We start from the raw sequence: 19,023 nt of genomic DNA, 5'->3' as shown, positions 1-19,023 counted from the left end.
GCACGAACATGTTTCACAATGGAATTTGCTCCGATCAATCCAGTCGGAGCAACCGTGCTATCGCCCGGCCTTGTTGCCGCCCAATATGACAAACGTGTGAAATTACAGAGGAGGGTTTTGAAAGATCATTGACAGCTCAAAGGCTTAAGTTCAGTCTCGCTCGAGTTAGCCATAGCTGCTACGTGTTTGTGCTAGTTGACATATGAATCTTCTAAAACAGAGGATTGGTGAGGATACTCAGATAGGCCAAGAGCCAACTCAATGGGTACAAGTTGAGTAAATAAATGATGTCGAAACAAGACACCCGGACTGGCAAGTCAGTCCGGTTTGAACAACAACGGAGAGAAAAAAATATGAAATCGCTTTTTTATTCTGGAGTCGCGCTGCTTGCGCTGGCGACCGGGGCATCTGCTGCCTCGTGCCCGGCGGTGACAGTCGCGGACATGATGGGAGTCGCCCCTGGCGCGTTCCCGCAGCAATATGAACTTTCAGAGTTCCAGTCGCTGGCGAACTGCGAAATGGAGTTCTCTGCGAACCCCGACATTGAGGCTATGAACGCCCGCATTCGCGGTAACGGTGACCTTCCGGCCCTTGCAGATCGCCTTCCGGCTGAGCCACTGGTTGTAGCACCTTACGATGCAATCGGTTCTTATGGTGGCACACTGGATGCTCTGTCGAATGCAACAGAGTCCGGAACATCAGACTTTATGTCTGTGCGCCACGTGAACCTTGTTCGTTACTCTGACGACCTTGAAACCATTGTTCCAAACGTTGCCAAAGGCTGGGAATGGAATGAAGACTTCACGCAGCTGACATTCTTTTTGCGCGAAGGTCACAAATGGTCAGATGGTGCACCATTCACCGCCGAAGATGTTGAGTTCTGGTATGAAAATCTGGCGCTTGATACAAATGTGATCGCAAGCCCGAAAGATTATGTTCTTGTTGGTGGCGAGCCAATGACAGTGGACGCGGTTGACGCAACAACTGTCCGGTTTAACCTGCCAGCGCCAAAGCCTGGTTTGCTTTCGCATTTTGCGAACCACTATGCGCAGGGCTTCCAGCCCAAGCATTTCCTTGGCCAGTTCCACCCAGCGGTTGATCCGAACGCAGATGCAAACGCGCAAGCTCTTGGTTTTGAGACCGGATATGAAGCGATCGCCGCTTACTATGGTAGTTCTGACTGGATGGATACACCGACACCTATGTTGTCACATCCTGACAAGGTTGCCGGGATGCCAGCAGACACGACACCAACTTTGGAAAGTCACATCCTGATTTCTGAAACAACGGAAGGTCGCCATCTGGTTGCCAACCCGTATTTCTTCCAGGTTGACACTGCAGGTAACCAGCTTCCTTATATCAACGAGCAGGACGAGCTTTTTGTTGGTGAAAGCGAAGTTCGCCTTCTGAAACTGGTCAACGCAGAAGTTGACTATAAATCTCAGGCGCTAAACCTTGATTATGCACCATTGCTTCTTGAAAATCAGGAAACAGGTAACTTCTCGGTTGATCTGAAACCAGAGATCGCCCTGGCAACCTTTGCTTTCAACGTAACCTCTGCCGATGAAGGCAAGCGCGAAGCGTTTGGTAACCTGAAGTTCCGCCAAGCTATGTCTTTGGCGATTAACCGTGATGAGATTAACGAAGTCGTTTATTTTGGTCTTGGTCGTCCTCAGCAGTATATTGCTTTCTCGCCAACACCTTCGTTTGTTCCAGAAGAGGTTGAGCAATACCTAGCTCAATTCGATCCGGATGCCGCAAACGCCCTGCTGGATGAAATCGGTATGGTTGATGTGGATGGCGACGGAATGCGCGAATTGCCAAATGGCGACCGGCTCGTTCTGAACCTGCAAGTTGCGACCCAAGCTATCTCTGTCAAATTGGTAGAACTTGTGGGACAAAACTGGAAAGACGTCGGCATTGATAACACGGTGAAAGAAGTTACGACGGACGAGTATCGTTCGGCGCAATCTTCGAACCAGCTTGATGTGACTATGTATGCAAAAGGCCAACCACTCGCGGTTATCCTTGGTATTTCAGAGCTGTTCATCCCGCCGTTTGACAACTATTTCAACCTGAGATCTGCAATGCTCTGGGGCGAATACATCGACTCTGACGGTGCTGCAGGTATCAAACCACCCGACTATGTTTACGGAATGATGGACGATATCAACGCGTTCCAGTCTGCAATTGCAGGGTCCGATGAATCGAACGAGATTGGCCTCAGGCTCGCTAGAACGATGGCAGAAAGCCAGTTGTTCATCGGGACTGTAAAAGCGGTCGCACCGATCTATCACTCAAACACCCTGAAGAACTTCGCAGAATTCCAAACCCAATCGTACGCGTACTATCGGACCTATCCGTACCGCGCGACGCAGTGGTATTTTGACGAATAAAGTAGTCTTCTGAAGACAAAAACTAACTGCGGGCAGTTTCGATTGCCCGCAGTTCAAAAATAAAATGAGCCAAAGAGCTTTTCCAATATCGCGGGGGCGTAAGAACCATAATGCTTCAATTCTCAAAGTTCGTAGCAATTCGAGCCTCGCTGGCGATATTAACTCTGATATTGGTTTCCTTTATCGTCTTTACCCTGATGGAACTGGTCCCCGGCGATTGCGCCGAGCGGTATGTTGCATTTAAAAACTCCCAGGGCGCCGTAATCTCGATTGCAGATATTGAAGCAGAGCGCATCCGACTTGGCCTTAACAAACCATATGTCCAGCGCTGGGGTGTTTGGATTATCAACGCATTTCAAGGTGAATTTGGCGACAGCTGTATTTTGCGCCTGAACATCAGCCAGCTTCTGGGTCAGAAATTCTGGCTAAGCCTCGGGCTTTGCCTCACGTCTTTGATGGTTGCTTATATCATCGCTATTCCTGTCGGGATTATCTCGGCAACGTCCAACAACCGTGTTTTGAACAACAGCTTGCGCCTTGTCAGCTATCTGGGACTGGCTTTACCGAATTTCTTGCTGGCGCTGATGGTGATGCTGTTTTCGACAGTAATGTTCGGGGATAGCTTGACCGGGCTATTCTCAAAAGAATTCCGGGATGCCGAATGGTCCTATGAACGGGTCATGGATTTTCTTGGCCATGCTTGGCTTCCGATCTTTATTCTGGGCTGGTCAGCAACTGCGTTCGCGATCCAGACAGTGCGAGCCTTGATGTCTGACGAGATTGGCAAGCTCTATGTCACGGCCGCAGAGGCCCGAGGGGTTTCAGGACGACGATTACTGATGCGTTATCCAGCTCGCCACGCACTCAGTCCGATCATCAATTCCTTGGGTTTTGATCTGAATAGAATTTTCAATGAGTTGCCTATTGTTGCCCTGATCCTGACGCTGACCGAGGCCGGGTCGCTTTTGATCGAGGCGCTTGCGCGGTCTAACGACCAACAGCTTGCGGGTGCGATTATTTTCATGCTGACGGGCAGTATCGTCGCGATCAACTTTTTGACTGATATAATTCTGGCGCTTACTGACCCGCGGGTTCGCCGCAGTATTGTGGGGTAAATGATATGACCGATACTTCGAACAACCAGGCATCCACCGACCAGAAACTAAAAGAGGCGTATTTTACCGCGTCTCAGGGGCAGCTTATCTGGCAAAGGTTCAAAAAGAACAAGTCCGCCCTTTTTGGTGCGTGGGTTTTGATTATTCTTATCCTGTCAGGCATATTTGCACCTTTCCTTACACCCTATGACGCGACGATTTCCGGGCGGGATAAAGACTATCTAAATGGGGCACCGCAGATTCCCAGTTTCTGTGATGACAACGGCTGCTCATTGCGCCCGTTTATCTATAGTTCTGAAAGAACCAGATCGATCGAAACCAGTTTTCGCTGGGTGACCATCGTGAACACAGAACTTGAGGGCCGTCGGTATCTCGAGTTCTTTGTTGAAGGATCGGAATACACGTATCTGTCTTTTGACATCAATTTGCCTGGTGAAGCGCTTGATTTTAGAATTCCCGGTTTCACATTCAACACTCATTTGTTTGGTGTCGACAAAGGCATGATCCATATCTTTGGTACGGACTCGACCGGCAAGGATATTTATTCCCGAACGCTGACAGCTATTAATACCTCAATGGCAGTTGGTACAATCGGGGTGTTTATTGCCTTTATCATGGCATTGGTGATTGGTGGAATCTCTGGGTATTACGGCGGTTTCCTTGACTCCAGCCTGCAGATGATTACCGATACGGTTCGGACAATCCCGAGTATTCCGCTGTTCATGGCCCTAGCCGCCTTTATTCCGGATGTATGGAGCGCCGAAACGCGGTTCCTGTTCATTTCGATGGTTCTTGGTTTGATCGGCTGGCCAACACTGGCCCGACGAATACGAACGCACCTTTTGACGGAACGAAGTCAGGAATATGTGCTGGCCGCGCAGCTTTGCGGGGCGTCATCAAGCCACGTGATCCGGCGGCACCTGCTGCCAAGCTTTACCAGCTATATCATCGTGGATCTGGTGATTTCATTTCCTTACATGGTTCTGTCTGAAACCGCGCTCAGCTTTATCGGGCTTGGGCTTAAAGACCCGGTAAACTCGCTTGGCGTGATGCTGCAGAACGTAACCAGTGCAGATGTTCTGCTGAACTACCAGTGGTACTTTATTCCTGTGATCTTCTTCATAACGCTCGTGTTGGCCTTTGTGTTCGTCGGAGACGGACTGAGAGATGCCGCCGATCCCTATTCGGATTCCCATAAATGACGCGCCTTCTTGATGTAGAAAACCTGACCCTTAAATTCAAAACGGATGAGGGTTTGATCACTGCCGTCGATAACGTGTCTTTCACGCTGGAAGCCGGCGAAGTCATGGGTCTTGTCGGCGAAAGCGGCTCAGGAAAATCAGTCACGGCAAAATCACTGATGAAGCTTAACGCATCAAACGCAGTCTATGACGAACGCACAAAGATCGTTTTGCATCTTGATGACGGCCCGGTTGACATTATGACGCTGAAAAGTTCGAAAGACTTGCGTGTTGTGCGTGGTGGTGCAATTTCGATGATCTTTCAGGAACCGATGGCGAGCTTTGCACCCGCGATTTCAATTGGCGATCAAATGGTCGAACAGTTGCAAATTCATACGGATATGAATGCTAAACGCGCTAAAGAAGTCTCAATCGAGATGCTGGACCGTGTTGGGATATCTGACGCCTCAACGCGTTTCAAGCAATACGCCTTTGAACTCTCTGGTGGCATGCGCCAACGGGCGATGATTGCGATGGCGCTTTCGACTAGGCCGAAACTGCTGATCGCGGATGAGCCGACAACCGCACTGGACGTAACCATTCAGGCGCAGGTCATTGACCTGATGAAGGATCTCGTCACCGAATTTGGCATGGGCATCGTCTTTATTACCCACGATCTGGGCGTTATTGCGCAAACGGCAGATTCCGTTGCTGTGATGTACCTCAGTCGAATCGTAGAGCAGGGGACTGTGCGCGATGTTATTCGCAGACCGGCACACCCCTATACCAAGGGCTTGCTGGCAGCGCTGCCAAGCCTTGATGACCTCGACAGACCGCTGACCCCGGTTCCGGGGGATATTCCCTCCCCGCTTGACCGCCCATCAGGCTGTGTTTTTAACACGCGTTGTTCAGCTAATCTTGGGGCAGTTTGCAGCCGCGACTTGCCAGATTTCACAACGGTTGCCGATAGTCACCGTGTGGCTTGCCATTTGTTTAACGAGGGAGCTGCAAAATGAGTGACGACCTTCTGATTGAAGCCCGTGACCTTTCAGTTCACTTTCCCATTCGTGGCGGTGGGCTCTTTGGGCCCGCTGTGGTTGTTCGCGCTGTTGAAGGTGTCAATCTGGACATCGAAAAAGGCAGTTTCTTTGGTTTGGTTGGCGAATCCGGTTCCGGTAAAACAACGCTTGGGCGCGCGTTGCTAAAGGCGGCGCCAATTTCGCGCGGATCGGTTCAATACAACGATGGTGAAGTTCAGCACGACCTGACGAAAATTGATGGCAAAGCGCTGAAAGACTACCGCTCGCGTGCGCAGTTGATTTTTCAGGATCCATACGCTGCGCTTAGCCCGCGGATGACGGTGCGGGATATTATCGCAGAGCCGCTTGAGGTTATGGGGCTGACGTCCTCGCGCGAAGAAACAGATGAACGCGTGCGCGAAATTGCTGCGAAATGCCGTCTGAACCTTGAACATCTTCGCCGTTTCCCACACGCGTTTTCGGGTGGGCAACGGCAGCGTATTTCGATTGCCCGGGCGCTTGTTTCCGGCCCACGCTTTGTTGTGGCAGATGAAAGCGTTGCGGCCCTTGATGTTTCAATTCAGGCTGATGTTCTGAACCTTTTGAAAGAGATCCAGCAAGAGATGGGTCTAACCTTTATGTTCATCAGTCATGATCTTAGTGTTGTTGCCCATATTTGCGATCATGTGGCGGTGATGTATCTGGGCAGGCTTGTCGAGTCCGCCCCGACACGAGAGCTCTTTGCCGCACCACGCCACCCGTACACAAAAGCTTTGCTATCTGCGATACCGTCGCTTGACCCGGATGCTCCGAACATCGCGCAAAAGCTGGAGGGAGAGATTCCGTCACCGACAAACCCTCCGCCGGGTTGTAAGTTCCAGACGCGCTGCCCTTACGCAACAGATATCTGCCGCAAAGAAGAACCGAAATTGGAACATTCCAGCGGTGAACATGAAGTTGCCTGCCATCATTGGCAAGATCTGATGGATTAACTGAAACCTGGCCCTGTGTCTGGCTATAGGATGAAGGGCCCTGCCAGCAGTGCTATGCAGGATAAAAATCCCAATACGGGAATCCAAACCGGAACAATGAAAACACCGTCCGGGGCTTTGGCTTTTCTAAACTTGATGGTGGCTAGCGACAGATTCACCAAAGTAAAAACCACCAGAATGATCTGCGTTGTCAGTTCTGCAAGCCGACTAATCGGAAAGAAAAGCGCCAGCACAAGAACCAATGACGAAACAATGAATGTCGAAACCAACGGTGTGTGGGTTGAAGCGTTCACACTCCCAAAGAATTCCGGAATTCGCCCTGCATTTCCAAGCCCGTAAAGTACCCGTGACGCCATGATAATCTGAATGACAATCCCATTCAGTGTCGCAACAATGGCAATCAGAGAGATAGCCAACGGCGACAAACCTGTAAGCTGTTCGAACATAAGACTGATTGGCGCCCCAGTGGTCGCAAGAGCCTGATGTGGAATTGTCATTACAGCAACCGTCGCCACAGAAAAATAAACTAACGTGACAATCAAAAGCGTCAGTATGATCGCCCGTGGCATCTTTTTGATCGGGTCTTTGGTTTCTTCCACCAGATTAACGACATCGTCAAAACCGATGAAGGCAAAGAAAGCGATCAGGCTTGTCGTGAAAGCGGCACTCATCGCCGCAGGGTTGCTTAAAGGTGGAAAGACTTCGGGAAGTCTTTGCGGGATATCCGGATGGGCCCAGATGCCAGCTATGATAATGATGAGCAGGCCTATAATTTCCAGAACCGTAAAAACGGCTGCAAATGTCACAGATTCCAGCACCCCCCAACCCGCGACCGTTCCCATAAGAACAACAATTGCAATGACGACCAATGGTTGCGGAAGATCCAGAATTGCCAAAACATATCCCGTGCCTCCAAGGGTGATCGCCGCAGCAGCCACGATAGCGGACAAGATCACAAACCCACCCGTTACGCGGGTCAGCCACGGTTTGCCAAAAGCTGCGTCCACATAGATGGCTTCGCCTGCGCTTTTGGGAAATCTTCCGGTTAGTTCAGCAAAACTGCCTGCGCTAAACGCCATCACAAAAGCAGCAATCAGAAACGAACTGGGGGCATAGATGCCTGCTTGCGCAACGGTTGCGCCGATCAGCACATAGATGCCAGCACCAATGGTAACCCCAAGACCATACAAAACAAGCAAAGGCAGCGATATTGCACGCAGCAGTTCCTGTTTTTCTGGTGCGGGTGATCGTGTGTTAAGATCGCTTTTTTTGGGATGCACGTCTTGCGTCAATTTGAAACTGCTTTCGGTTAGATTCAACGAGTCTCGGGAATGACCGTGCTATATTCGAGCGTGTGAGAGCCCGCATGCGCCCCAACCACCACGACCGGGCAACGTGCTTTATCCAGAAAATCCTGAAGTTCTTCGTTAGTTTGAAACGGACCGGCATCGATGTCGATAACAACCGTTGCCGCGTTGAAATGGGAAAGCCGTGTGAGCAAGTCTGATTTCGTGTCAAAAATTTCGCCGGATGATCCCCGTTGGTGGGCGTCTTGCAACATTTCGCGTTGTTCGCGGATTGCTGCTGAATACTCATGCTGGTCGGTGGCAATCGCAGCAATAAACAACGGTTTTTTCAGATCGTTTGATAGGTGTCTCGCCAGACTGAAGGCCGCTTTGTAGTCACGTCCCGGCTGATGAACAAGCACGACGTCTCCAATGTACTGATGGACGGTTTGGTGGCCAATCAACAGAATGTCGTGGCTACCTGTTGTTGCGCGCAAATGGCTTAGCATTTCGCCCCTAAACCGTTCGAACGTCCAGCTTCGAAAGCTCGCGCGCGCAAGATCAGAAACTGCTTTTTCAAAAGCACGGGCATCGCCGGCTAAAACCGTCAGCATTTGTTGCAGTGAAGGTGTAACTATTCGTTCTCCGGCAGGGGATACAATGCGTGAGGTCGGGAACTGCGCAATACTCAGCAACTGGTCTTCTTCAACAAGAATACCCCTGATGTCCGCCTTCGTAAGCGGCGCAAGCATTGCGGCGAGGTTCAGGGCAGGTGTCGCATCTGCATAGCAACTCGCCCCCACAATTATGCAACCAGTGGTTTCTTTGTCTTTGCTCTTGTTCATGACTCTTCCCCGTTCGGGCCGTTTTTTCCGGAACGCGCAAAGTTTTTACGGAGCTGAGCGAACTCGTACATGCGGCTTTCAACAAAGGCATTGACCGAGCCATCAGGGAAACGCCCGTTGCGGCCCCTTTTTCCGGCTTCGACCCCGGTTGCAAGTTCCAGACCCTGATCAATTGTCTCGACAGGTATAATCCGGAATTTACCCTTGCGCGCGGCGTCGACAACGTCGGGCCGAAGCATAAGATGGTCAACATTTGCCTCGGGTATCAGAACGCCTTGATGACCCGTCAACCGCCGGGTTTTGCAAATGTCAAAGAACCCCTCGATCTTTTCATTTACGCCACCAATCGCCTGAACTTCCCCGGCTTGGTTCACGGACCCGGTGACTGCGAAACTTTGTAAAATCGGAACCCCTGACAAGGCAGACAAAAGCGCATAAAGCTCTGCTGATGACGCACTGTCCCCGTCGACACCGCCATAGCTTTGTTCAAATACAATACTGGCCTGTAAAGACATCGGTACATCCAGCGCGTAGTGGGTGGCCAGATAGCCCGATAGTATGAAAACGCCCTTGGAATGAAGCGGGCCACCAAGTTCGACTTCGCGCTCAATATCAACGACTTTACCGGCACCAACGCGCACACGCGCCGTAATGCGCGAGGGGCGGCCGAAGCGATGCGTGCCAAGGTCGATAACAGAAAGGCCGTTTATCTGCCCGACGTCCTTACCGCTGGTTTTGATAAGGATCGTGTTGCGTGTGATCATTTCCTGGCTGCGATCGCGGATGCGCGACGCGCGATATTCTGCCTGGTTGATCGCTTGTTCAACGTCTGTTTTGTCGATGGTGTCGCGCTTTGCTTCGCCTGCATAATATTCTGCCTCACGTAGAATATCAGCCAATGCGCCAAGCTTGAGCGATAGCCGCTTGCTATCCTCGGCCATCCTGACCGCTTCATCCAGCAGACGGGCAACTGCGGTAGCTGTCAGCGGGCGCAAGCCGTCATGTCGCGCAGATGCAGCAATCAAGCGGGCGAAAAGCTGAAGCGTTTTCGGAGTGCGTTCCACATCTTGTTCAAAATCGGCCTGAACTTTGAACAAAGCGCTGAAATCTGGGTCAAACATAACCAAAAGCGCATGAAGATAGCGATCACCAATCAACACGATGCGCACATCCAGCGGAATTGGATCTGGTTCAAGTGACGTTGTAGAAACAAGGCTAAGCCGTTCTGACATTGAAGTGATTGAGATCGCTTTGTTGTCCAAACACCGCTTAAGGGCATCCCATGCGAAAGGTTCGCTCAGCAACCGACGGGCATCCATGACCAGATACCCCCCGTTTGCACGGTGAAGCGCGCCGGGTTTGATCAGGGTAAAGTTGGTCATAAGCGCACCCATGTCAGACACATGTTCGATCCGACCGGTCAGGTTCCCCAAAGTGGGAAGGCTTTCTTTTTCCAGCGGTGCGCCTTCGCCTTTGTTGCCATTGTGCGAAACCATGACATTGACGGCATAACGTTGGAAAATTGGTTCCCGGTGGAATTTCAATATCGCCTGCGGGAAGGGGCCCTGATCGCCACCCTGGCGAACCTGAAGAAACAATTCTGCATTGGTGACCATGTCGCCGCGAACCGCCTCGAGGTACTCTTTGATTGGTTCGACACCCAAAAATTTTTGCTGTACCTGTTTGATTTGTCCTGCAACAGCCTGTTCCGCCAGTTCGGCGTGCAGTCTTTCCAACCGCCGCCGGTGTTCTTTTTCAAGAGCCGGGAAGGTTTTTAGAACGGCAGACAGTTCTTCCTGCAGGGTTTCTATTTTTGACGTTATCGCATCTTGATCGTTTTGGCTGAGTTTCTCAAAAACTTCGGGCTTTATAATCTCGCCATCTTTTATGGCGGCCAATGCAAACCCGACTGGCGTGCGCAGTACCGCAACGCTCTGTTCTTTTGCGTGATCCACAAAATCCGAAAATGCGGTTTCATGTCTTTCGCCGAACTCCTGTTCAATTGAACGGCGTTGGGTTTGGTAATCTTCTGATTCAAAGAGGGCAGGGATTTCGACCGCCATATCGTCTACAAGTTCTTCCATCGCAGATTTCAATTGCTCAGCCATGCCCGCAGGAAGTCGCAGCGCATGAGGCTTGTGCGGTGCGTCAAAGTTGTTGACGTAGGCCCAGTCGCAAGGAATGGGGCGTTTTTCGGCTTGTTCCCCCAATAGTTTTTCAACAGCGCGGTGGCGTCCGGTTCCTGAAGGACCAAGAACAAATAAGTTAAAGTCCCTGTGGGATATCCGCGCTGACAGTCGCAACGCGTCCATCGCGCGTTCTTGTCCGATTAACCCTTGGATGTCTTTCAATTCTTTGGTTGTCTTAAAGGTAAAGGCAGAAGGGTCGCACTCGCGCCGCAACTCTCCCACCTCTAGGGGCAAGGGCATATTGCGTCTGCTTGGTTTCGCTTTGGACATAACCATCATCCCACTATTCTATGAACTGACTATGAAGGTCAGTCAGGATCATAGCATTGACTTGCGTCAAAACGAATATTTCGCGTGTTTGCTTCGCAAGGCGAAAAATTCGGCTTCTGTTCAGACAATTAGTTCTAAATACGTGCGATGTCGCATTCTGCGCGCAAACGTTCAGTGCTTGCTTTAGTGCAAAGCGCTGTCGCGTCTGTTGTAAGGGCGGAAGAGGCTGCAGCGACGCCCCATTGGAAAGCAATGGCATGCGGCTCACCACGTGACAGGCTAAGCGTCAGTGCCGCGAGAAAACTGTCGCCCGCACCCGTTCGGCTTTTGATGGCGACCTCTGCAGCCGTACAAGTCAAACATTCGTCTTTGCTCACCAGAACAGAACCGTCGCGCCCGCGCCCGACAATAATGACGTTCGCGACACCCGCTGCGACACGGTCAGCGGCAAACGCAATATAATCGCGTTCATTTACAAGAGATCGGCCAGATACATTTTCTGCTTCACGTTGGTTTAGTCTTACCAGATACGGCTTGTGCTTTGGCGCTGATACGGTCTGTTTAAGGGCTGCGCCGGAGGTGTCTACTAACAGTTTTGCACCTGCATTGTTTGCAATATCTGCTAGGGTTGAAACGATATCATCAGGCGTGCCGGGTGGCATGCTTCCACTAAGAACAATATAGCGATATTTCGGTGCCGCCTCTTTAATTTCGGATAGCGCGCGGGCCGTTTCTTCTTTTGCCCAAACTGGCCCGGGTAGGACAAAACGGTACTGTGCCTCTGTGCTGTCATCCGTGATCATAATGCTTTGGCGGGTTTCTCCGGGTCCGTCGAAAGGCAGAACAGTAACGCCGAGTTCTTCCAGCAAGCAAAGCAGGGTTGCCCCGGTTCGCCCGGCAGTCGCGACAAAGGCGGTGCTTGACCCGCCCAGTATCTGAGTTGCGCGGGAGATATTGATACCACCACCACCTGCGTCGACCCTGGGCGTGGCGCATCGCAGTTTTGGCCCTGCAACAACGCGTTCGACCGATGTGGAAATGTCCACCGCAGGATTCAGGGTGATGGTCAGAATTTTTGACATGTGACCTCATATAGCACCTGTAAGCTAGATCATTGATAGATTGTGCGAATGGCCCGCTCTTTGATCAGGATCAATCGAAGAAACGGCGATTGGCTGTAGACTAGATCAGTAACGCAAACCCCCATCGGTTGCCTGACACAGAATTCAATTGGGGGCAGGCGAACAAGGTGTAAGACATGACCTGGCGAAGGAATATGTACAACAACAGGGCGGATGCTGGCGCGCTTTTGGCCGAAGCGCTGCCAACGCCTGATCCAAAAGAAACTGTGGTCATCGCGTTGCCGCGCGGCGGTGTGCCTGTGGCTGCGGAAATTTGCCGGGCCTTTGATCTGCCCCTTGATTTGGCTTTCGTACGTAAAATTGGCGCGCCGGGCCAGCCCGAGCTTGCTGTTGGGGCCATTGTCGATGGCGATCAGCCAATGATCGAAGTGAACGAACGGATTGCGCGGGCTTTCGAGTTAAGCAAGACGGATATCAAGGCGATGGGTGCTGCACTGTTGCCTGAAATCGAGCGTCGCAAGGAACTCTACCTTGGGGGGCGGCCTCGCCCATCCCTAAAAGGAAAAACACTGGTCGTTGTCGATGATGGTGTCGCGACCGGTGCTACACTTCGCGCTGCATTAAAAGCGCTCAGACAAAAGAACGCCGCACGCTTAATCCTTGCGCTTCCCGTCGCACCGCCTGGCACGATCGAAGCGTTCAAGCCGTTGGCTGATGAAATGATCTGCCTTATGACGCCCGGCAGTTTTATGTCTGTAGGGGCCTATTATCACAGCTTTCCTCAAGTCAGTGACGCAGAGGTTATTGCGATAATGGAACAGTTTTCAGAAGGTCGCAAAAGTGGTGCCTGATCTAGGGAGCCGCGAACGGTTGCTTTTGTTCAGTTATTGAGTTCCCCTGCAGTGCGCGTAGTGCATTCAGAATGACAACCACATCAATCACTTCCTGCAAAAGAGCGCCCTGAACAGGGGTGATATGACCAAAGGCGGCAGCAAACATGCCAAGCAATGACAGCCCAATGCCTGCATAAACACTTTGTAGTGCTATATTTCTGGAACGGCGTGCGATCTTTAGGGCCGAATGAATGCGATCAAGCCGGTCAACCAGCAAAACGACATCAGCAGCTTCGGCTGATGCCGCGGCACCACGGGCACCCATTGCAACACCGATATCCGCGGCTGAAAGGGCGGGCGCATCGTTCACACCGTCCCCGATCATCATGACCGGGCCATTTTTGCGCTCTACCAGCACGACTCTGATTTTCTGTTCCGGCGTCAATTCGGCATTGATGGAATCAAAATCAAGGCCATCAACAACCTCTTTGGCAACATCACGTCTGTCTCCGGTCGCCAGAACGATGCGGCGAACACCGAAATCCCTGATGTTCTTCAAAAAAGCGTCAGTACCGTCGCGCAGGCCATCGGCAAATATCAATTCACCAACCCACTGACTATCTACCGCCATCGCCACGCTGATCGCACCGGGTGTTTCGTGCGAATTCGTAAGATTTGATGGATCGAGACCAATTTTATTTGCCACAAAGGCGCGGCCGCCCAAGATAACCTGGCGCCCGTCAACATTGCCTTCCATGCCTTCCCCGGCCGTTTCTTTGACAGATTTTGGTATTGAAAGGTTCAAACCCTGATTTCGTGCCTCTGCGACAAGCGTCTGGGCGATTGTGTGTTTCGATGTCTGGTCAAGCGAGGCGGCAATGCGAAGCATTTCCTGCGCGCCCATCTCTGTCGTGGCGGAGGTGGCCACAATATGCGCCTTGCCGTCGGTCAGCGTTCCGGTCTTGTCCAGAACAAAAGTCTGAACCTGCGACATGAGCTCCAGAACTTTGGTGCCCTTTATCAAAATGCCGTGGCTTGCCGCGCGCGAAAGCCCCGAAACCAAGGCAACAGGGACAGCAAGAATAAGCGGGCAGGGCGTTGCCACCACAAGCACGGCGACAGCGCGTATCGGATCATCCGAGAGGCCCCAGGCCGCACCCGCAATTGCGAGCGTTGCGAACAGGAAATAGATCGCAAACCGGTCAGCAAGCCGCGTCATGGGCGCTTTGCTTTTTTGGGCTTGCTCAACGAGACGCACAATACCTGCATATGTACTGTCAGCTGCTTTTCGTGTGGTGACAATATCGAAGGGATCACCAACGTTGGTTACGCCGCTCATGACAGCGTCACCAACGGAATGCCGTGCGGGAAGGGACTCTCCGGTCAGGGCGGCTTGGTCCAGTACTGCAACACCCTCTGAAACTGTTCCGTCCGTGGGAACGATATCTCCGTTCCGCACCAAAAGGCGGTCGCCCGGGATGACGTCATCAAGAGCAACTTCTTCCAGTTCTCCATTAAGGTGACGCAATGCGGTGCGCGGGACACGAGAGAGTAGCGCTGTCATTTCGCGCCGGGCACGGTGCGCTGCATAGGCGTCAAGATACTGCCCACCCGCATACATCAGCGCCACAACCGCAGCGGCCAGGTGTTCCCCAAAAACCAGAGCGGCTGTCATCGACAGGGCTGCAATTATGTCGAGACCATAGTCGCCCCTGTGCAGGCTGACCCATATCTCTGCGCATAGTTTTGCCAGAACTGGCAAGGTTGCCGCGACCCATAGAACAGAGGCGGCGGTAGCGTTTCCATACCAAAGCGCGGCAAGACCCAGGATCAGACCCAACAACGGGATCGCCACAAAACCTGAGCGGAGTATATTTATAGCTTTTTGAGGCGTCATTGAGCGCTTCTATCGAACGCAAACTTATGCGTCCCTAAGCGCGGAGTGCGACAGATAGTTCTTGATGGGGCGTTCAACATTTCAAAACTTCTGCAGATTTGGCCGCGAACGGTTTGACTGAGGACGATCAACTTTAAAGCTACCAGTACAATTTTCGTAAAAAATTGATACGGATCAAGCCAGCAGAAAATTGTTTCTCTACAATCGCTTTACAGGATTTCGACATATACAGAGCGCGAAAAATGTCGTTTGTTGAAATACTTGTTCGGACAATTACGCTGTAACCAGGGGAATAACATGACTGCAAAGGGCTTGGAAGTTATCGAACACACGGTCCATTTGACACATGAATGGATCAACGAACTTTGCGAACGCTTGGATTGGAGCAGCCACAAAGATGCGCTTAGACTGCTGCGTGTTACGATGCGCACGTTCCGCGACTATCTGAGCCACGATGAGATCGCCCAGTTCACAGCACAGCTGCCCTTGCTGATACGGGGTATGTTTTATGAAGGCTGGAACCCATCACCCACCAAAGGCAAGGACCGTCACCTTGACGCATTTCTTGCCGAGATTGATGCAGAAGTTTCGAATGTAACGGAATATCGAGGTTCAGAGGACATAAGGACGGTGCTGCGCTTTCTTAACGCACGGCTTTCAAGCGGCGAGATTGAAGATATTCGTGCGTCTCTGCCAGAAGCGATCCGCGAATTCTGGCCGTCGACCAAAATTTGAAGCTAGTGAGATTTTGGTCGATCAGAATGGTTTGTGCCAATCAGTTACTATAGGCGATTTTTAGCAATTCGTCCTCTTCTAACACGATCACAGTATGCGCATCATCCAGCGCAATAATGTTTTTATGCCGGAATTCCGATACAGTCCTGCTTACGGTTTCGGTTGTCAGACCTAAAAAATCTGCGATATCAGACCGGCTCATTGGCAGCTTGATCTTTTTGTATTGCCCTAAAGGTGTTCCTGCACGGTTCATCAGTGCGATCAGAAAAGACGCAAGTTTTTCTTTTGCCGTTTTTCGTCCGAGCATCAGGAAATGATCCTGCATCAAGGCAATTTCTTCAAGTGCAGATTCGGTCAGAAACTTGTGCAGCGCGACGTCGGTGGCGCAACTGTGAAGCGCATCGCGACGGTACATTTTGACCGTGCCGGCCGAGATAACATCGCATTCAGTGTGGTAGCGGCCGTTTCGGGGGAACCCGATCACGTCACCGGGGTAGCCGAACGATATCACTTGTCTTTGACCGTTTTCCAACACCCGGGTTAAACGCATGACCCCGCTGACAACCTCATACACATAGTCGGCTCTGTCGCCCTCTCTAAAGAGGGTCTGGCCAGTGATAAGGGCCCGTTCTTTCACCCGGGATTGTTTGTCGCTCTGCCTTTGACGATAGATCGGTTTTCCGGCCTGTGGGAAAAATTCATTTGGCACTGTGACATACATGTTAACCCCCTATATGTTGCCACCGCTCAAATTATCGGTACTTTGTCGCAGGGGTTATTTGTTGAATGTATTACTTTGTATGAATGTGTCCGCTATTGTAATCGAAACAATATCACTCATACTCTAAGAATTAGACTCAACAAATGGGGGTATTAATTTGAAGCGCGACGGTAGCAACCCATTGATTTTGGTTGTGGATGATGACCGAAGCGTTCGCAAGTTATTGCACCGTTGCCTGGAAGGTGACGGCTATATTGTTCTTGAGGCTGAAACAGAACGGGATGTAATTTCTGCGCTTGAGCAGAATGATATCCGGCTCATAACACTTGATCTGAACCTTGGCCACGAAAGCGGTGTTACCATTGCGCAGTCGATTCGACGGCGTTCAGATGTTCCGATAATTATGCTGACTGGCAAGGGGGATGTTATTGACCGGGTCGTCGGGCTTGAGGTTGGCGCAGACGACTACATCACGAAACCATTTCACGTTCGCGAAGTTCTGGCCCGTGTCAAAACCGTTCTGCGGAGAACGGATGCGCGGGCGCAGCCATCTGCTGGCGCGTCTGATAACCAAGTGTCCCGGAATACTGAAAGTACCAGCTTTCGCTTTGATGGACTGGTTGCGAATACTGAACGGTTTGAGTTGCTTGACCGTGACGGAAACGTAGCAGAACTCACGACTGGTGATTTTAATTTGCTCCAGATATTTTTGAAACACCCTAAACGTGTTTTGTCACGCGAACACATTATGGATCAGTTGAATGGAATTGAATGGACTCCATTGGATCGGACAATCGACAATCAGGTCGCCCGGCTTAGAAAAAAACTTGAACGAGAGCCTGCCAATCCAATGCTCATTAAAACCGTTCGCGGAATTGGATATATCTTTGCCACCGATGTGGAGCGCGGCTAGATATTAACTCTGATCTTCAGAAAGCAATGCGTGGATTTCCGCGGCGATATCCGCTTGGCGGTAGGGTTTGCGTAACAGGCGAAATCCACTTTTGGAAAGTGTGCCACCATTTAGCAGGTCTTCGGCATAGCCCGAAGTCAGAAGAATTTTGATTCTTGGCCATTTTTCATGCACGGTCTTGGCGAGATCATATCCTGTCATGTCACCTGGCATTACGAGATCGGTGAACATCAGATCGATGTCTGATCTGTCAGCCAAAAATTCCAAGGCTTCGGCGGCATCAGCGGCACCGATGACGTTGTAATTCAGTGCTTCAAGGCGCAACAGGGATATCTGTTGGATCGCCGGATTATCTTCGACCGCCAAAATGGTTTGGCCGTTGCCCGCGACAGAAACTTTTGTGAGATCATCGACTTTCACCGCGTCGCCATCTGACGCTGGAAGATAAAGGTTGACCGTAGTTCCCTGACCCGGCTCGCTGTAAAGTGCGACATGACCACCGGATTGCTTTACAAAACCGTAAACCATAGACAAGCCAAGGCCCGTTCCTTTGCGGGCGGGTTTTGTGGTAAAGAAAGGTTCAAAGGCCTGGCCCAATTCTGCCTGGCTCATCCCATGCCCCGTGTCAGTGACGGAGAGCCGTACGTATCTGCCCATTTCAATTTCAATCTCTTTCGCCATAAAGGCGTCATCGATCACAATATTGGACGTTTCAATCACCAGCTTGCCACCATCTGGCATTGCGTCCTGCGCATTGAGCGCGAGGTTAAGGATTGCTGTTTGCAGTTGCGCAGGATCAGCATGCACATGCCAAATATTTGGGCTTGGAACGATGTTTAAATCGTATCGTGCGCTTATTGTCCGGGCTAAAATTTTACCGACGCGATCGACGAATACGCTAATATCGACCGGTACCGGGGCGAGCGGGCTTCTTCGGGCAAAGGCCAGAAGACGGTGAATAAGATCAGCGCCATGTTCGGCAGACTCTAGCGCATCATTTAGTAACTCCGACTGTTCTTTTGTTCTCAGCGTAGGTTCAAGCAGTTCGAGGTTGCCGATGACAACAGTCAGCAAATTGTTGAAATCATGTGCGACGCCGCCCGTTAACTGACCGATTGCTTCCAGTCTCTGTGACCGGTTAAGCGCAGTTTCGGCGTTTTTCCGTTCAGTGAGGTCGTGCAGGACACCGACAAAAAAAACCTGCCTTCCGACTTCTGCGCTCCCGATGGAAAGATGCACCGGGAAAATGGAACCATCTTTCTTTTGCCCCTCGAGGTCGCGACCGACACCAATGATGGAGGTTTCTCTTGTCTCGAGATAGCGCTGCAAGAAATCGCCGTGTTTGGCCGCCATCTTATCGGGCATGAGAGATCTAACATTTAACCCCAGAATTTCGTCAGGCTCATATCCGAACATCTTGCTTGCTGCAGGGTTTGAACGAATAATGTTTCCCGTTTCATCGGAAACGATTATTGCATCGACGGCTGCATTTAGCAGGGCATCCAGCAGCGCCTCATTCTTGGCAGTGACATTGGTCATGCACAGAATA

The 19,023-nt window shown here is 51.2% G+C and carries 15 protein-coding genes; 8 read left to right on the top strand and 7 right to left on the bottom strand.

Going from position 1 to position 19,023, the window contains the following annotated elements; genetic code table 11:
• Positions 1-353: 353 nt before the first annotated feature.
• From J4E70_RS12730 to J4E70_RS12710, 5 genes are all read left to right on the top strand, one after another.
• Positions 354-2,396 (top strand): ABC transporter substrate-binding protein, encoded by a 2,043-nt coding sequence (locus tag J4E70_RS12730; protein WP_213889930.1) that lies wholly within the window; start codon positions 354-356, stop codon positions 2,394-2,396.
• A gap of 110 nt (positions 2,397-2,506) precedes the next feature.
• Positions 2,507-3,511, top strand: coding sequence for an ABC transporter permease (locus J4E70_RS12725; protein WP_213889929.1), 1,005 nt, complete (start codon positions 2,507-2,509; stop codon positions 3,509-3,511).
• Positions 3,512-3,516: 5 nt separating this feature from the next.
• Entirely contained in the window at positions 3,517-4,713 is a 1,197-nt protein-coding gene (locus tag J4E70_RS12720) for an ABC transporter permease (protein WP_213889928.1), read from the top strand.
• Positions 4,710-5,708 (top strand): ABC transporter ATP-binding protein, encoded by a 999-nt coding sequence (locus tag J4E70_RS12715; protein ID WP_213889926.1) that lies wholly within the window; start codon positions 4,710-4,712, stop codon positions 5,706-5,708. Before J4E70_RS12720 ends, J4E70_RS12715 begins: the two co-directional genes overlap by 4 nt.
• On the top strand, positions 5,705-6,703 hold the full coding sequence (locus J4E70_RS12710) for an ABC transporter ATP-binding protein (protein ID WP_213889925.1): 999 nt from the start codon (positions 5,705-5,707) through the stop codon (positions 6,701-6,703). Before J4E70_RS12715 ends, J4E70_RS12710 begins: the two co-directional genes overlap by 4 nt.
• Before the next feature lie 23 nt (positions 6,704-6,726).
• Here the strand turns inward: J4E70_RS12710 and J4E70_RS12705 are convergent, their stop codons facing one another.
• The 4 genes from J4E70_RS12705 to J4E70_RS12690 form a co-directional block, all read right to left on the bottom strand.
• Positions 6,727-7,995 (bottom strand): APC family permease, encoded by a 1,269-nt coding sequence (locus J4E70_RS12705; RefSeq protein WP_246531741.1) that lies wholly within the window; start codon positions 7,993-7,995, stop codon positions 6,727-6,729.
• Between the two features lie 23 nt (positions 7,996-8,018).
• Positions 8,019-8,834, bottom strand: a complete 816-nt coding sequence (locus J4E70_RS12700; RefSeq protein WP_213889923.1) for a hypothetical protein — start codon at positions 8,832-8,834, stop codon at positions 8,019-8,021.
• Positions 8,831-11,293, bottom strand: coding sequence for a Lon protease family protein (locus J4E70_RS12695; protein WP_246531740.1), 2,463 nt, complete (start codon positions 11,291-11,293; stop codon positions 8,831-8,833). The genes J4E70_RS12700 and J4E70_RS12695 overlap by 4 nt, the downstream gene beginning before the upstream one ends.
• A 134-nt stretch (positions 11,294-11,427) precedes the next feature.
• The gene (locus tag J4E70_RS12690; RefSeq protein ID WP_213889920.1) at positions 11,428-12,375 is read right to left on the bottom strand and encodes a 1-phosphofructokinase family hexose kinase; all 948 of its coding nucleotides are present in this window, start codon (positions 12,373-12,375) and stop codon (positions 11,428-11,430) included.
• Between the two features lie 176 nt (positions 12,376-12,551).
• On the opposite strand from J4E70_RS12690, the gene J4E70_RS12685 reads away from it, so the two are divergent.
• Positions 12,552-13,226 carry a phosphoribosyltransferase gene (locus J4E70_RS12685; protein WP_213889919.1) on the top strand — a complete coding sequence of 225 codons (675 nt, stop codon included), beginning with the start codon at positions 12,552-12,554 and terminating at the stop codon, positions 13,224-13,226.
• A gap of 1 nt (position 13,227) precedes the next feature.
• Here the strand turns inward: J4E70_RS12685 and J4E70_RS12680 are convergent, their stop codons facing one another.
• Complete coding sequence (locus tag J4E70_RS12680) at positions 13,228-15,105, bottom strand: heavy metal translocating P-type ATPase (protein ID WP_213889918.1); 1,878 nt, start codon at positions 15,103-15,105, stop codon at positions 13,228-13,230.
• A 297-nt stretch (positions 15,106-15,402) separates the two neighbouring features.
• Between J4E70_RS12680 and J4E70_RS12675 the strand changes: the two genes are divergently transcribed.
• Positions 15,403-15,840 carry a DUF2267 domain-containing protein gene (locus J4E70_RS12675; RefSeq protein ID WP_213889916.1) on the top strand — a complete coding sequence of 146 codons (438 nt, stop codon included), beginning with the start codon at positions 15,403-15,405 and terminating at the stop codon, positions 15,838-15,840.
• A 40-nt stretch (positions 15,841-15,880) separates the two neighbouring features.
• On the opposite strand, the gene J4E70_RS12670 is transcribed toward J4E70_RS12675, so the two are convergent.
• A complete protein-coding gene (locus J4E70_RS12670; RefSeq protein WP_213889915.1) occupies positions 15,881-16,561 on the bottom strand; it encodes a helix-turn-helix domain-containing protein in 681 nt (226 codons plus the stop codon).
• Positions 16,562-16,718: 157 nt separating this feature from the next.
• Here J4E70_RS12670 and J4E70_RS12665 point away from each other — a divergent pair, with 157 nt between their 5' ends.
• Positions 16,719-17,474, top strand: coding sequence for a response regulator (locus J4E70_RS12665; RefSeq protein ID WP_246531739.1), 756 nt, complete (start codon positions 16,719-16,721; stop codon positions 17,472-17,474).
• A 3-nt stretch (positions 17,475-17,477) separates the two neighbouring features.
• Here the strand turns inward: J4E70_RS12665 and J4E70_RS12660 are convergent, their stop codons facing one another.
• Positions 17,478-19,013, bottom strand: coding sequence for a PAS domain S-box protein (locus J4E70_RS12660; protein WP_213889914.1), 1,536 nt, complete (start codon positions 19,011-19,013; stop codon positions 17,478-17,480).
• Positions 19,014-19,023: the final 10 nt, after the last annotated feature.

The sequence above is a fragment of the Pseudohalocynthiibacter aestuariivivens genome (assembly GCF_018457175.1).
Taxonomy (GTDB): domain Bacteria; phylum Pseudomonadota; class Alphaproteobacteria; order Rhodobacterales; family Rhodobacteraceae; genus Pseudohalocynthiibacter; species Pseudohalocynthiibacter aestuariivivens.
Note: the sequence above shows the minus strand (reverse complement) of the source record. Positions and strands in the feature narration are given on the sequence as shown.